The sequence below is a fragment of the Povalibacter sp. genome, from assembly GCF_036735925.1.
In the GTDB taxonomy this organism is placed as follows: Bacteria; Pseudomonadota; Gammaproteobacteria; order Steroidobacterales; family Steroidobacteraceae; genus Steroidobacter.
Genome location: NZ_DAINNK010000029.1, coordinates 1 through 15,542, shown reverse-complemented (window position 1 = coordinate 15,542; position 15,542 = coordinate 1). Strand labels below are relative to the sequence as shown.

Here is a 15,542-nt window from a genome sequence, read left to right as displayed (position 1 = left end):
TCACTGCACGCCTATCTTCGACTCGACATATTGCGTCAACCGTTAAGCGAGTCACAGATGTGATCGCGGTGGACCCTGAATCGGAGGTATGCGTGCGTTGCAAGCGCGAATTGCGTGACCATGATCACATTCGAACTCGCATCGCACACGTTGAATGCATCCGGAATGCGGCGACGAGACTACATGCGCGCGCGAAGTAGTCGGTACTGTCTCTGAAGCCCGACGTCTTGCGATTGAGACAGTTACTGGCTGATTTCCTGATGGCTATAGTCCGCCCGCGATTGTCGGAGGATGGCCGACCGCGCTGGGGTAAAACTGCGGCAGCGAAGCCGAAACCGCGACCTGGCATTTCCCGCTCACTCAACAATTTCATGGGTCTGGCATGAGCAACACGACACGTATCTGGGATTCGCGGCAGCGTGCGCTGCGCAGACGGTCCGTAGCATGTGTCATGGCAACTGCGTGTGCGGTGGTCGCGCTCGTCGGTGGAAGTGTCGCCGAGGCCGGCACGCGCGAACAGGCGAAGCGCATGTTCGACCGTTTGACCGGCACTGCGCCCACGCCCGATCAACTCGAATCGCTCACCGCACAGCTGGACGGTGGCAGCAGCCGCGAAGCCGTGGCATTCGGCATCATCGATCCTGCCAATGCGACCTCAAGCGGCTTCTATCGCGTCGTTCTCAAGAACTTTGCGACACCGTGGACCAACCGTGATCAAACCGCGTTCGCGCCGCTCAACGACTACACGGCGACCGTGATCGGCATGGTTCGAGACAACAAGGATTTTCGTGGTGTGCTGTCTGACGACATCGTGTATGTCGGTGCCGGCGTGACGCCCGCATACTCGTTGTCGAGCAATGCTCACTACGAGGCACTCGAGAGATCGAACGCTGATTTGCGGCTGAGTACGGTTCTGCAGGAGCGAACGCAATCATCGTTGAACGGCACGCTGCCGCCGAGTGCGACGGCAGGCATCATCACCTCGCGTGCCGCCGCGGAAGCATTTTTCATCGACGGCACCAACCGCGCGATGTTCCGCTTCACGCTGCTCAATCATCTGTGTCGCGATCTCGAACAGGTCCACGACGTGACGCGGCCTCCCGATCGCATCCGTCAGGACATCGCTCGCAGCCCCGGCGGCGACAGCAGCGTGTATCTGAACAACTGCATCGGCTGCCACAACGGCATGGACCCGCTTGCGCAGGCCTTTGCGTACTACGACTTCGACGAGAACCAAGGTCGTCTGGTCTACACGCCCAACGTCGTGCAGCCGAAGTACCTGATCAATTCGGACAACTTCAAGCCGGGTTACGTGACGACGAACGACAGCTGGGAGAATCGCTGGCGCCTGCCGGGGCCGAACACACTGCTTGGATGGTCGCCGTCCCTTCCTGGGAGCGGTGCCGGCGCCAAATCGCTTGGTGAAGAGTTGGCGCACAGTGAGGCATTTGCGCAATGCCAGGTCGAGAAGGTTTTTCGCACGATCTGTTTCCGGTCGCCGAGCAATGCTGATGATCACGACAATGTCGTCTCGATTGCGACGAGCTTCAGGAACGAAAACGGTGGCAACCTGAGACGCGTGTTCGCCCAGGTGGCGGCGCACTGTGCCGGGGAATGAGGAGCGAGCGATGATGCGCGTCATGAGCTTTCGTGTGCTTCGAATCACGCTGGCCACGCTGTCTGCAGCGTTCATCGTCGGTTGTAGCGGCGGTGCCGATACCGTGGAGAACTCTCCCACGGGAGGCACGGCGGCGCCGAGCAGCTACAGTGGCCCGCAGCCGACCAATGCCGATATTCAGGCATTTCGTGTCGAATTCTGGGAGAACGTTCGCGCCACGAACCGCTGCGGCTCCTGTCATGCCGCGCAACAGACCCCGACATTTGCGCGCTCCGATGATGTCAATGCGGCGTATCAGCAGATGGAGGGGCTCGTCAATCGAACGACGCCGTCGCAGTCATCGCTCGTGCTCAAGGTCGGTGGTGGTCATAACTGCTGGCTGCCGGATGCGGGCGCATGTGCCAGCATTCTGACGCGCTGGATCACGGCGTGGGTTGGTGCGAGCGATGCCGCGGGTCGCCAGATCCAACTGTTGCCGCCGACGCCCAAGGATCCCGGCGAGACGCGGCGCTTTCCCACTACCGCGCCAGGCGAATTCACCGCGCTGTGGACTTTGCTGCGCACCACGGGTGAATGCGCGGGATGCCATCGCTCGAATTCGCCGACGGCGCAGTCGCCGTACTTCGCCTCCGACAACCAGGCCGAGGCGTATCTCGCGGCGATGCCGAAGATCAATCTGGACAACCCGGCCGCCTCGCGTTTCGTCGTGCGCCTGCGCAACGAGTCGCACAACTGCTGGTCGGCGAGCTGCGCCAACGATGCGCAGGCGGTACAGAACGCGATCACCGCGATGGCGGCCGCGATTCCAGTCACCCGGATCGATCCGGCACTGGTGGTGAGCAAGGCGCTCACGCTGTTTGACGGCACGGTCGCGAGCGGCGGCAATCGCTACGAGAACAACCTGATTGCCCTGTATGAATTCCAGACGGGCAGCGGCGCGACGGCCTATGACACCAGCGGCGTCAGTCCTGCGGCGGATCTGCAATTCTCCGGCGACGTCAGTTGGGTCGGAGGATGGGGCATCAATATCAAGGCTGTCATGAACGGCGGCTCCAAGGCGCAGGCTTCGACGACGGCGAGCCGCAAGTTCCAGGAGATGATCGGCGCGACCGGCGAGTACTCCATCGAAGCCTGGGTTGCGCCAGGCAATGTCACGCAGGAAGAAGCCCGCATCGTCAGCTATTCCGGCAGCAATACGACCCGCAATTTCACGATGGGTCAGACGATGTACAACTACGAGTTCTTCAATCGCAGCACCGCGACCAACAACAACGGAGGACCGTTGCTGACGACAGACCCGGACGATGAGCGGCTGCAATCTTCCTTGCAGCATGTCGTCATGACGTTCGATCCGGTGAATGGCCGGCGGATCTACGTCAACGGCGAATTCACCGGCGATCTGGATTCGGCTGGTGGTGGCACGCTCGGCGAATGGGACAACAGTTTCGCCTTCGCGCTCGGCAATGAGGTCAGCTCCGATCCGGATCATCAATGGACGGGCGTGATCCGGCTGGCGGCCGTTCACAAGCGCGCGCTCACTCTGGCGCAGATCCGGCAGAACTTCGAGGCAGGCGTCGGTCAGAAGTTCTTCCTGCTGTTCGGTGTCGGGCATCTGATCGACATGCCGCAGTCGTACGTCATGTTTGAAGTGACGCAGTACGATTCGTCAGGCTATCTGTTCACCAATCCGAAATTCATCAGCCTCGACCCCGCGGCGAGACCGGGCAGCATCGCGCTGCAGGGCATGCGCATCGGCCTGAACGGCGCGGAACCGATCGTGGGGCAGGCGTATCGCCTGCTTGATGTCGCGATCAGCGATACGAACTACTCGGCGGAAACCGGCCAGGCGCTGTCGAGCGTCGGCACCATCATTCCGGTCGAGCAGGGACCGGCCTCCGATGAATTTTTCCTGTGCTTCGATCGGCTAGGTAGCCGCACCAACGTGTGCTCGCAATTCGCGGCTGCCGTGCTGCGCCCGGTGCCGCTCACGTCGCGGCCCGCGGATATCGGCGTGCGCACCTTCGATCAGATCAACGCGACGATGGCGTCGGTCACGGGGGTGAGTCCGAATACCGCATCCGTGAGAACGACGTTCGACAACGTGCGTGCCTCGCTGCCGGCGACGCCATCCATCGAAGCGTTCCTGTCGTCGCATCAGACATCGATCGCCCAGCTTGCGCTGGTGTACTGCAGCGCGCTGGTCGATGACGCGAACGCGCGCCAGGACTTCTTTGGAAGCAACCTCAGTGGACTGCAGTTGCCAGCGGCTCGGGACACCATCATCGCTCCGATCGTGGCGAAGGCCATCGGCGCGGCGCAGACGCAGCCGTCGCCCGAAACCACCGACGAACTCAGATCGCTGGTGGGGCAGTTGTGTCCGACGAATTGCAGCGGTGCGCGCAGTCTGGCAGTGACCAAGGCAGTTTGCGGTGCGGCGCTTGGCAGTGCCGCCATGTTGGTTCAATAAGGGCAAGGCGTATGTTCATCATCAAGAGCCGTCGTAAGCGCGCGCTGGAAGTCGGTGAGCCGATCCGGCATGAATCGCACCGCAAGCCGGTGACGCGCCGGGACTTTCTCGCGCAAGGCTTCATTACCGGCGCGGCTACGGTGTTTGTGCCGGGCATGGTGCGCGCCGAGTTGTCGCCCGACATCGCCGCCATGAAAGCAGCCAGCGATTGCAACATCGCGCCGGGCAATCAAAAAATTCCGTTCATCTGTTTCGACCTGGCCGGTGGCGCGAATATCGCCGGCTCGAATGTGCTGGTTGGGCAGGCGGGCGGCCAGATGGATTTCCTGAGCACCCAGGGATACTCGAAGCTCGGTCTGCCGGGCGACATGCTGCCGTCGAACCCGGCGTTCGTGAATGAGGCGTTCGGTCTACGCTTCCATTCCGACAGCGCTTTCCTGCGCGGCATGCTCGAGATGACCTCGGTGACAACGCAGGCCGGCGTCAATGGCGCGGTGATCGCCGCGCGCTCGGAGAACGACACAGGCAACAATCCTCACAACCCGATGTACGGCATCGCCAGGGCGGCGCCGGACGGCCTCGGGGCGAAAGGTGAACTGCTGACGCTGATCGGCTCCCAGAACTCGGAGTCCGGTGGGAATTCGATGGCGCCGACGATGATGATCGATCCGTCGCTGCGACCGACGAAGATTGACCGCCGCAGCGATGTGGTCGGCTTGGTCGATACCGGCGAACTCGGCACGATTCTGGGCAATCAGAGCGACACCATCCGGGTGCTCGAGTCAATGACGCGCATCAGCCGCGACAAGCTGCTGCGCGTGCATACAGAGTTGCCATTCGATCAGGACGAAGCGACGCGCCGCCGCGCCAAATGCGCGTATGTAAAGACGGTGGACACGATCAATACCTTTGGCAATCCGGCGGCGCTGGATCCGGGCGCCGACCCGGATATTACGGCGATCTTCGGCGCGAATTTCGGTGGCAACGGCGAATTCCAGAAGACCGCATCGGTCATGAAGCTGGTCGTCCAAGGCAATGCGGGCGCTGGCACGATCAGTATGGGAGGGTTCGACTACCACACCGGCGATCGGGCTACGGGCGAGCGGCGCGACTTGCTCGCGGGCCGCTGTATCGGCGCGGTGTTGGAGTTCGCGGCACGCAAGCAGCAGCCCGTGATGATCTATGTTTTCAGCGACGGCTCATTGTCTTCCAATGGGCGCGTCGACAACTCTCAGGATGGGGGTGGCAAGGGAGAGTGGACAGGCGATAACCAGGCAACTGCGGCTTCGTTCTTCCTGGTCTACAACCCGCCGCGGCTGGGTGGCCGGCCTGCCTTGATCGGCGAGGGCACAACCGCAGCAGCTCGCCATCAACAGCTCGGCGTGTTCAGCGCGAACGGCGATGTTGTGAACAGCAGCAGCCCGGCGGCGAACAACGTCAACCTGCTAGTGCAAACGGTGCTGCTCAACTACATGGCACTGCACGGCGAATCCGGGGCGTTCAACACTCAGTTCGGTAATGCGCTGGGCGCGGATGGGGCACTCGATGCGATGACAGCATTCCAGCCGATCGTCAGTGGTACGGTGCCTCCGTCGCCCGTGGCATAGTGGTGCAAGAAGGCGTTGGCAATACACGATCCTCGCGTTGTTCACGAGTGATCGCGAACGGCAACGGCGGCTACACGCCGATCTGATTCCATTTCTGCGAGGAGTGGGTGGTGGACACCAAAGGCCCGGGTTCGTCCGTGCCTTTCTTTGGCCGGCAGGTCAGCCGGTCGTTTGTGCTGACGAACGGACAAGTTCTTCGATCGACGCTGCGATTCCGATCGCCACCGTGACGATCAGCGGCTGACCGTCTCCACGTTCAGCCCCAGCTTCGCGGACCGGCGCAGCAGTTTGCGGTCCATCGTCAGGAAAGTCGTGTCCTCTGCCTGCATCAGATGCAGGGCGTCGGCGAAGGCCAGGCCCGCGCGGTGATGCTGGAGTGCGATACGTACGCACTCGGCTTCGACCAGTTCGATCCGTTCAGACAGTGCAGTTTGCGTTGAGGCCCCCACCCTAACCCTCCCCCGCTTCGCGGAGGAGGGGATCAGATCAGAGGCGATCGACGGCCCGGCAGATCAGCCGGCCGTTTGTGTTGACGAGCGTATCGCTTCCTGCAGCGTTTCCGCCGTCAGCAATCGTTCGCCGATCGCATCGAGCTCTTCGATCGACGCTGCGGCGATTCCGCTGCGCACGTCTTCCGGCAGAGAGCCGAAGCGGAGCGTCAGCAGCCGGGTGACCATTGCGGCGCGACCCTGGGCGTTGCCTTGAGTAATCCCCTCCGCCACGTAGCGCCGGGCAAAGTCGCTGCGGTACTCGTATTTCGCTGGATCCATGGTCTGCAACGCCCGGCGGGCGGCCTCACTGAGGGAGCTGAGAACGAGGTCAAAATACAGCCGCGAGCGGTCCTCGTCGAGCCCGACGCTGGCCAGGTGGGCTGCCACGGCGATCTGTGCGGACTTGGCGGAATCGGCGTCCTGTCCGTGCGCCATGGCGGAAAGCACGGCGAGTTCGGGATCCTCGCGTGCCTTGTTCTCGTGGGTGATCTCGGGCCCGCCTGAGGGCCGCAGTCCCAGTGGCGCGAACAGGCTGGCCCCGCCGAGTTCGATGGGCCTGGATGCCCAACGAGCGACCGCTTCATCGGCGGTGACGACCAGCAGACACACCGGGCACTTCAATCGCGCCCGCAGGTTCGTCACGTACACCGGCCAGACGAACTGCTTGCGCTCGTCCGGCGACAGTTGCACCTCGACGATGATGCCCATCACCGGTTTGCCATCGAGCAGCAGGACAACCAGGTCCGCCCGGTACTCGGTGGGCTGGATATCGGTCAGGTCCGCCGAATCGATCCGCGCTTCGGTATACGCCGGCAGTTCCACCTGCAGCGCATCGCGCAGCAGCTCCGGCGCGAGCGTGGGACGGTTGCGGAACAGCAGCAGAAGCGCTTCATGCAGATGCGAAGGCATGCACGGAGGCTAGGACGAAGGCGCGCTTCGTCGGCGACGAATAAGTGCGTGTCTGCGGAATTATTCGAAGGATCGTGCCTGGTCGCCGCCTCACCGCAACCGCTCTTCCATCAGATCGATCTCCCGCACCAGCTTGCGCGAGCATTCGTCCGAAATGGCGTGATGACGCGCCATCGCGAAGATGGTTTCGCGTTCGGCGTTGAGACCGGCCAGTCGCAGCTGGCCTTCGAGCGAATCGCCGCGGCGCAGGCGCGATGCGTTTTCCTCCACGCCGGTGAGGCCTTCGATGCGCCGCCGGTAGAAATCCATGACGCGGGTGGCGGCGTCGGCATACAGGTCCGCATCGGGCTGTCCTTCCGCCAGGTCGTGGAGCGCCTGTTCGATCGACTGGATCGCAGCCTGCGCGGCGGCCACGCGCGCCTGATCTTCGCTCTGCTTCTCATGCGAATCGGGAGGGATCTCCAGACCGGCGAGCAGTCTCGGCAATGCGATGCTCGCGGCCACCAGCGACAGGATGATCACGCCGGCGGCGAGGAAGATGGCGAGATCGCGCGCAGGGAAGGCTTCGCCGCCGGGCAGCGCCAGCGGCAACGTGAGTACGCCCGCCAGCGTGATGGCGCCGCGCGCGCCGGCGAGGGACATGGCAGCGACGGTCCGCCACGTCGGCGCCGGACGCGGATCGAGTCCGCGACGGCGCGCGGCGAAGGCCGAGAGCGACATCGAAACCCATACCCATGCGAAGCGCAGGCAGGCGAGACCCAGGTTGATGGCGAGCACGTAGACGGCGAGCCACCAGGGATTCTCGTGATTGGACTCCTGCACGGTGGTGACGGCGTTCTCGAAGATGCCGGGCAGCTGTTCGCCGAGCAGCACGAACATCACGCCGTTGAGCGCGAACTGCATCGTGTCCCACACGGCGGTGCGCTGCACTCGTGTGCTGGCAAGCGCGCGACCCGACAGTTCCGCGTAGCTCATGGTGATGCCGGCGGCGACGGCGGCGAGGATGCCCGAGCAGCCGAGATGTTCGGCAACCTGGTAGGCGGCGAAAGGAATGAGCAGGCTGATCAACACCTGCGAGCCGGGATTTTCGCCGTAGTGCCGGCTGATCAGGTTCTTGAGCCAGGAGATGGCCCAGGTCACGCCGACACCCGCGGCAACGCCGCCCAGCGCCACCCACACCAGCGTCAAGGCAGCGTTGGAGAGCGAGAACGTGCCCGTCACCGCCGCCGCAACCGCGAAGCGGAAGCACACCAGGCCCGACGCGTCGTTGAGCAGCGATTCGCCTTCGAGCACGTGCATGACGCGCTTGGGAACGGGGATGCGCTCGGTGATGGCCGAGACCGCGACCGGGTCGGTCGGCGACACGATCGCTGCGAGCGCAAAGGCCACCGCGAACGGCATCGCCGGAATCATCCAGTGAATCAGCAGGCCCATGCCGACGACGGTGAGGATCACCAGTCCCAGCGCCAGTTCCAGGATCATGTCCTTGTCGCGGAACAGTCCTTCCTTGGGAATGCGCCAGCCATCGAGAAACAGCAGCGGCGGCAGGAACAGCAGGAAGAACACCTCCGGATCGAGGCGCACCTGATGCTCGGACAGCGCAGTGATCGCCGCGCCCAGTGCGATCTGCACCAGCGGCGTGGGAATCGGCAGCGGCAGCAACCGCACCAGCACGCCGCTGACGACGACGGCGACGAGCATGGCGAGAACGATTTCGATGGCGCCCATCGGCAGTAGTGCTTATCCGGAACTGGGCTGGCCGGCTGAAGCCGGCCTCACAGGCAGAGGGGGCCGAGGCCGGCCCCCGCGAGAGTTCAGTTCACTCCGTCCGGTAGTTCACTTCCACGAACACCGTGCGATCCCTTCCCGGGAAATAACGGTAGTTGCCGAAGGCGTAGTCGGCGCGATCCGCGTAATCCTCGTCGGTGAGATTGTTGACGCGCACGATGCCGGTCCAGTGGGCGGTGGCGTTCCAGGCGAGGCGCAGGTTCAGCAGGTCATGGCCTTCGTATTCGTGGGCGTTGGCGGCATCGACGTAGTAGCGGCCGACGCCGACCCATTCCAGTTCGGCGCCCAGCGAATCGAGCGGACGCCAGTCGATGCGGGCGGTATTCACGTGGCGCGGTGCGGTGTCGACGTCGCGGCCGGCGACGATGGTTTCGCCCTGTTCGACCGAGCGGTTGAAGTCGTACGTGTGTTCCGCGTACGTGCCGGCCAGCGCGAGCCGCAGCGAGTCGACGATCGCCCAGCTGAATTCGTATTCGACGCCGCGGTGCTTGGTACGGCCGTCGCTGACGTTGAAGGCATTGGCGTCGCGGAAGATGACGTTGTCCTTGGTCATGTCGAATGCCGCGAGCGAGTAGCGCAGCGACGCGAACTGGCCGCGCGCGCCGATCTCGATGCTGTCGAGTTCTTCCGCATCGAGGTCGGCAATCGATTGCTGGCGCTGCAGGCGATACAGCTCGCTGGTGTCCGGCGCGCGGTAGCCGTGTGTCGCGGTGGCATAGATCGCATGCGAGTCGTTGATGGAATAGGTGAGGCCGATCTTGCCGGTCGGACTCGTGAAGTCGTCGCTGCGATCGGCAGGGCGGCTGTAGAGACAGCCCGTGCCGGGGCAGGGCGTGCCATCGTCGCGCGTGTTGCCCGCGATCATGCGGTTGTCATAGTCGTAGTCGACATACTCGACCCGCACGCCCGCACTGAATTTCCAGCGTTGCGCGAACGGCTGATCGAGTTGCGCATAGATCGCGGCCACCGAGCTGTCGACGGTGTAGTCGTAGTGCTTGCCGGCGGGACGAATGTCGTTGGCGGCCGGCGTGCCGTCGGTCGCCGGGCCGTCCTGGGTTTCTTTCAGGAAGCCTTCGGCGAATTCGAGATCGATGCCGGCGAGGATGCTGGTGTTGGTGAAGGCATCGATGTGCAGCGACGACAGCAGGCCGATGGAGTCCTGGCCGTTTTCTTCGGTCGGCTTGCCGACCAGGAAGTGCTGCAGGAAATCCATGCGCGAGTGACGCACGTACGGACGCAGGTCGAGCTGCAGCGTGTCGCTGAGCTGGCGCTGGTACTGACCGGTCAGTCGCACCGCGTAGGCATCGCGATAGGCCTCGGGGTTCGGGTTGGATTTCTTGATCGATTCATCCTTGTAGGCGTCCTCGCCCTGGATGAAGCCCGCCGTCTCCTGGTTGAGATTGGTGGCGGCGAGACTCAGCCCCATCAGCGCGTCGTCGCCGCGATGGATGAGCTGCGCATTCAGTTTCTGTTCTTCCAGTCCCGAATCGTCGCGCCAGCCGCCATCGTGAGACGCGAGACCGACGACACCGACGTCGGTGCTCGTGCCGGTGTGCCCGAAGGCGAACTTGCCGCGATAGAACTCGTCGGGTCCGCTCTCGAGACCGAGGCCCACGGAAGGAAGCTGCGCCGGCGTTGCCTGCAGCACGTTGATCGCGCCGTGCATCGCACCGGAACCGTAGACGACGCCGGCGGGACCGCGCAGCACTTCGATCGACTGCGCTTCCTCGGTGTTCACCTCGAAGAGTTCATTGACGTTGCAGAAGCCGACCGGGCGGATCGGCACGCTGTTCTCCAGGAACAGGAAGACGCCGCACGAGCCCGGGCCGGACAGCACGGGCGAGCGGATCGCCGTCAGGCTTTCCTCGCCGCTGTTGCGCTGGATCATGGTGCCCGCCGCGCGGTTCATGATCTCCGCGTGATGGGTCGAGCCGACCATCGCGACGTCGCGGTCGCTCACGATCGAAATGCTGCCGGCGAAATCGCGCAGCTGTTCGGCGCGCCTTGTTGCGGTCACGACGACTTCGTCGATCTGTTCGGCGGCGGAAGCGTTGGAAAGAAAGAAGATCTCCACGGGGGACACGGGGAGCACGGGGCAGAGCAGCGTCAGCGCCACGGCGGACTTCAGGATGTCGGTCATGAGTAGTAGCTTGCGGGTCCAGGAATACGGGAGGGCGTATCTTCGTCGGACGGGTGGTCAATGTCTGCAGAATTTTTGTCTGTTCCTCCTGTGGGCTGAGTGTAGGTCAGGCTTCAGCCTGACTTCTTCGACAGGCCGGCTGAAGCCGGCCCCACAGGAAGAGGAAGAAGGCCGCGCCGCTACTTCTGCGGCAGCGCAAACGCCACGACGTAATCCCCGCGCGTCGTGTCCAGCCCGCCGTGTCCGCCGGCAGCGATGACGACGAACTGGCGTCCGTTCATCTCGTAGGTCATCGGCGTGGCCTGACCACCGGCGGGCAGTCGGCCTTTCCAGAGTTCCTGACCGGTTTCGAGGTCGAAAGCACGCAGATAGTTGTCGGTGGCGGCGCCGATGAAGGCCAGGCCGCCGGCCGTTGCGATCGGCCCGCCCATGTTGGGCATGCCGAGCGTTGCCGACGGCACGAACCACGGCGTCTTGTCGCGCGTGGAGCCGAGCATCACCTGCCAGCGGATGGTGTTGCGCCGGAGATCGACCGCCGCCAGCGTTCCCCACGGCGGCGGCGTGCAGGGCAATCCCAGCGGCGACATCAACGCCTCGCGTCGCATGCCGTACGCCGTGCCGGCCTGGCGCGCGAACTCGGAATCGGGCCACTGGCCCGATTTGCGTGCGGTGTCGAAGTCGTCGCGCGGCACCAGCGTCACCACCATCGGCACGTTGATGACGGCTGCGAGGACGAGCTGTCGTTCGCTGTCGAAGGCGAGACTGCCCCAGTTCACGCCGCCGGCGTAACCCGGTGACATGATCGTGCCGCGCAGGCTCGGCGGCGTAAAAATGCCTTCGGAGCGATGGTTCTCGATGAGCTCGCGGCAGCGTCCGCGGTCATAGAACGTCAGTCCCCAGGCGTCCTGCGGTGTCACCGCCGCGTGCGAGACGAGCGCCGGCGTTGCGGGAAAAGGCTGCGTTGGCGACGCCGCCTCGCCCGGCACATCGCTGGCCGGAACGGCGCGCTCGACGATCTCGAACACGGGCTCGCCGGTTTCGCGATCGAACACGAACAGCATGCCGGTCTTGGTGGCCTGGATCACTGCGGCGATGGACTTGCCCTCGCGTTCGATGTCGACCAGCAGTGGCTGCGCAGCGAGGTCGTAATCCCACAGATCGTGATGCACGAGCTGGCGGTGCCAGACGAGCTGGCCGGTGCTGGCGCGCAGTGCGACCAGCGAATTCGCGTAGCGGTTGTCGCCCGCGCGTTCGCCGCCGAAGAAATCGGGACTCGCCGAGCCGGTCGGAATGAACACCAGGTCGCGGCCCGCATCGACGGAAAAGATCGACCACGCATTCGCTGCGCCCGTCCGCTGCGCAGCGGAGGCCGTCCAGCCGCGCGTCGCGAGATCATTCGCTTCGGCGATGGGGATCGGATCCCACGACCACCGCAGCGCGCCGGTGCGTGCATCGAACGCGCGCACGACGCCGCGCTCCAGTTCGACGCCGCGGTTGTCGCCGATGGCCGAGCCCGTGATGACGAGGTCGCGATAGATCGCGGGCGGCGAGGTTACGAGATAGTCGCCGCGCTCGACGAGGCGCACGCCCGCGCCCAGATCGACGACGCCATCGACGCCGAAGCCGGCGCACGGACGGCCGCTGGCGCCGTCGACTGCGATCAGTCGCGCATCCAGCGTGCCGATGAAGATCCGCGTCGCGCAGGGCGCGGTGGATTCGAGCTGGGTATCGACCCACCACGACACACCGCGCGAAGTGGCTTCGGAGTAGTGCAGGTCGCGCGGAATCTTCGGGTCGTAACGCCAGCGTTCGCGTCCCGTGGCCGGATCGAGCGCGATGACGATGTTGGTCGGCGTGCTGAGATAGAGAGAGCCGTTGGCGAGGATCGGCGTGGCTTCGAACGACAGCTTGTCGGCGCGCGCGAAACCGGCGCCGAGTTCGCCGCTGCGGTAGGTCCAGGCGATCTGCAACTGGTCGACGTTGCGGCGGTCGATCTGCTTCAGATCCGCATAACGGCTGCCGCCGGCATCGCCGCCATAGAAGCGCCAGTCGGCGTCGTCATCGACGAGCTGCCGGTGCGGTGGTGCCGCCAGCGTCGGCAGGGCCAGTAGAGCGAGCAGCGCAATGCGGCGGGCGTGCGACATGTGAAGCAGCCTAAACCACTTTCTTCTGCCGGGGCCGGCTCTCTTACTGTAGGTCAGGCTTCAGCCTGACCCTCCGGGATGGCCGGCTGAAGCCGGCCCCACAGGCGGATGCCTACGCTACTATCGCCCGGGATTTCCGCTGCGCGCCACGAACCGCCCATGCAACGACCGATCGCATCGACTCTCCGCGCACTGACGCTCTGCCTGCTCGCCTGCACGTCCACCGCGACATTCGCCGCCGAAACGGCGCGTCCGCGGATCGGGCTGGTGCTGAGCGGCGGCGGCGCCCGCGGCGCGGCCCATGTGGGCGTTCTCAAGGTGCTCGACGAGATGCGTGTGCCCGTGGACGCGATTGCGGGAACGAGCATGGGCGCGGTCGTCGGCGGGCTCTATGCCTCGGGCATGTCCGCCCGCGAAATCGAAACGCTGATGAATTCGGTGAACTGGCAGGACGCGTTCCTGGACCGGCCGCCGCGTGCGGAGCTGGGGTTCCGTCGCAAGCAGGACGACCGGAATTTCCTGGTGCGCTATTCGCTGGGCGTGCGCGAGGATGGCTTCGTCCTCCCCCAGGGACTGGTGCAGGGCCAGAAGCTCGAACAGGTGCTGCGCAACGCCGCGCTGCCCGTGGCCGAAGTGCAGGACTTCGATCGCCTGCCCATTCCCTTCCGCGCGATCGCCACCGATCTGGAAACGGGCGAAGCCGTGCTGATGAAGTCCGGCGATCTGGTCACGGCCTTGCGCGCGAGCATGTCGGCCCCCGGCGTCTTCGCGCCGGCGCAGCGCGAAGGTCGATTGCTCGTCGATGGCGGGTTGGTGCAGAACCTGCCGATCGACATCGCGCGCGACATGGGTGTCGACGTGCTGATCGTGGTGGACGTGAGCTTTCCGCTGTATTCGCGCGATCAGCTCGCATCGCCCATCGAAGTGACGAACCAGGCCTTCGCCATCATGATCCGCTCGCGCACGCTCGAAGAGCGTCGCAAGCTCACGGAGCGCGACATCGTCATCGATCCGCCGCTGGGCAAGCTGACGTCGACTGACTTCACCCGCATGACGCAAACACTGCGCGCGGGCGAACAGGCCGCGCAGGCGGCAAGCAATCGGCTGAGCGCGCTGGCGCTGGACGAGGCGCACTACCGCGAATACCTGGCCGGCCGCAATCCGCGGGCGACGCAGCGGCCGACGATCGAATTCGTGCACGCCGACTCGCGTTCGCAGGACTACGCGCGACTGGTCGATGCGACGATGAGCGATGTCGTCGGCAAGCCGCTCGATCCGGCGACGATGCAGCAGCAGCTGTCGTCGCTGTATGCGCTCGACCTGTTCGAGTCGATCGACTATTCGCTGGTGGAAGAGAACGGCGCCACGGGTCTGGAGATGAGCCTGCGCCGCAAGAGCTGGGGGCCGAATTACGCGCGCTTCGGACTCAATCTCGAAGACGACTTCGAAGGCAACAGCCGCTACAACGCGGCGATGCGTTTCATCATGACCGAGCTCAATGCGCTCGGCGCCGAATGGCTGACGGACCTGCAGATCGGCGAGAACCCGCGCGTGTTCACCGAGTTCTACCAGCCGCTGTCGCTGGCGAGCCGCTACTTCGTCGCGCCGCAGATCGAGTTCGAGGAACGCAGCGTCTATGCGCTGCAGGGCGATCGCCGCTTCGCCGAGTACCGGGTGCGCTCGCTGCAGGGCGCGCTCGACGTGGGACGCGAGCTGTCGAACTGGGGCGAGTTCCGCTTCGGCGTGCGCCGCGGCGAAGGTCGTTCGCACGTGCTCATCGGCGATCCGATGCTGCCCGGCGATGAATTCAATCGCGGCGGCATGTTCGCGCGCTTCTCGTACGACAAGCTCGACAGCATTTTCTTTCCGCGGCGCGGCCAGCAGTTCACGTTCGAATGGCGCGGCGAGCGTTCCGGCTTCGGCGCCGATCAGGAATTCGATGCCTTCGTCACGAACTGGCTGATCGCGCGTTCCATCGACCGCAACACCTTCATTTTCTGGACCGACATCGGCACCACGATCGACGACCTGACGCGTCCGGAGGATTTCTTCTCGCTCGGCGGTTTCTGGAATCTGTCCGGGCTGCCGCCCGGTTATCTGTCCGGCCCGCACTACGGCATCGCGCGGTTCATCTACTACCGCAAGATCGGTCGCGGCGGTTCGGGCGTCCTCGACCTGCCGGCGTACATCGGCGTCTCGGCGGAGGCGGGCAATACCTGGCTGCGGCGCGACGACATCAGCACCGGCGATCTGCGCAAGGATGGAAGCCTGTTCTTCGGCGTGGATACGCCGCTGGGGCCGGTCTATCTGGCCGCCGGTTTCGATGAAGGCGGCGACAAGCAGTTCTATCTGTTTCTCGGCCGATCGTTCTGAGGACT

9 protein-coding genes are annotated in these 15,542 nt (G+C 64.4%); 4 read left to right on the top strand and 5 right to left on the bottom strand.

What is annotated here, in order from left to right:
* Positions 1-451: 451 nt before the first annotated feature.
* From V7D81_RS10770 to V7D81_RS10760, 3 genes are read left to right on the top strand one after another with little or no spacing between them, the layout of a single operon-like run.
* Entirely contained in the window at positions 452-1,618 is a 1,167-nt protein-coding gene (locus tag V7D81_RS10770) for a hypothetical protein (RefSeq protein WP_324316485.1), read from the top strand.
* 13 nt (positions 1,619-1,631) lie between these two features.
* Positions 1,632-4,085, top strand: coding sequence for a LamG domain-containing protein (locus tag V7D81_RS10765; RefSeq protein WP_324316483.1), 2,454 nt, complete (start codon positions 1,632-1,634; stop codon positions 4,083-4,085).
* A gap of 11 nt (positions 4,086-4,096) precedes the next feature.
* Positions 4,097-5,692, top strand: a complete 1,596-nt coding sequence (locus V7D81_RS10760) for a hypothetical protein (RefSeq protein ID WP_324316481.1) — start codon at positions 4,097-4,099, stop codon at positions 5,690-5,692.
* A 233-nt stretch (positions 5,693-5,925) separates the two neighbouring features.
* On the opposite strand, the gene V7D81_RS10755 is transcribed toward V7D81_RS10760, so the two are convergent.
* The 5 genes from V7D81_RS10755 to V7D81_RS10735 form a co-directional block, all read right to left on the bottom strand.
* A complete protein-coding gene (locus V7D81_RS10755; protein ID WP_324316479.1) occupies positions 5,926-6,141 on the bottom strand; it encodes a hypothetical protein in 216 nt (71 codons plus the stop codon).
* Between the two features lie 63 nt (positions 6,142-6,204).
* A complete protein-coding gene (locus V7D81_RS10750; protein WP_324316478.1) occupies positions 6,205-7,092 on the bottom strand; it encodes a DUF4351 domain-containing protein in 888 nt (295 codons plus the stop codon).
* Between the two features lie 90 nt (positions 7,093-7,182).
* Positions 7,183-8,820, bottom strand: a complete 1,638-nt coding sequence (locus tag V7D81_RS10745) for a Na+/H+ antiporter (protein WP_324316477.1) — start codon at positions 8,818-8,820, stop codon at positions 7,183-7,185.
* 91 nt (positions 8,821-8,911) lie between these two features.
* Positions 8,912-11,020, bottom strand: a complete 2,109-nt coding sequence (locus V7D81_RS10740; RefSeq protein WP_324316475.1) for a TonB-dependent receptor — start codon at positions 11,018-11,020, stop codon at positions 8,912-8,914.
* A gap of 179 nt (positions 11,021-11,199) precedes the next feature.
* On the bottom strand, positions 11,200-13,164 hold the full coding sequence (locus tag V7D81_RS10735) for a pyrroloquinoline quinone-dependent dehydrogenase (protein WP_324316473.1): 1,965 nt from the start codon (positions 13,162-13,164) through the stop codon (positions 11,200-11,202).
* A gap of 159 nt (positions 13,165-13,323) precedes the next feature.
* Here V7D81_RS10735 and V7D81_RS10730 point away from each other — a divergent pair, with 159 nt between their 5' ends.
* Entirely contained in the window at positions 13,324-15,537 is a 2,214-nt protein-coding gene (locus tag V7D81_RS10730; RefSeq protein ID WP_324316472.1) for a patatin-like phospholipase family protein, read from the top strand.
* Positions 15,538-15,542: the final 5 nt, after the last annotated feature.

Bases quoted from the DNA above. Each gene is read 5' to 3' on its own strand.
- V7D81_RS10735 (WP_324316473.1), bottom strand. From the start codon at position 13,164: ATGTCGCACGCCCGCCGCATTGCGCTGCTCGCTCTACTGGCCCTGCCG.
- V7D81_RS10765 (WP_324316483.1), top strand. From the start codon at position 1,632: ATGCGCGTCATGAGCTTTCGTGTGCTTCGAATCACGCTGGCCACGCTG.
- V7D81_RS10740 (WP_324316475.1), bottom strand. From the start codon at position 11,020: ATGACCGACATCCTGAAGTCCGCCGTGGCGCTGACGCTGCTCTGCCCC.
- V7D81_RS10750 (WP_324316478.1), bottom strand. From the start codon at position 7,092: ATGCCTTCGCATCTGCATGAAGCGCTTCTGCTGCTGTTCCGCAACCGT.
- V7D81_RS10730 (WP_324316472.1), top strand. From the start codon at position 13,324: ATGCAACGACCGATCGCATCGACTCTCCGCGCACTGACGCTCTGCCTG.
- V7D81_RS10745 (WP_324316477.1), bottom strand. From the start codon at position 8,820: ATGGGCGCCATCGAAATCGTTCTCGCCATGCTCGTCGCCGTCGTCGTC.
- V7D81_RS10770 (WP_324316485.1), top strand. From the start codon at position 452: ATGGCAACTGCGTGTGCGGTGGTCGCGCTCGTCGGTGGAAGTGTCGCC.
- V7D81_RS10760 (WP_324316481.1), top strand. From the start codon at position 4,097: ATGTTCATCATCAAGAGCCGTCGTAAGCGCGCGCTGGAAGTCGGTGAG.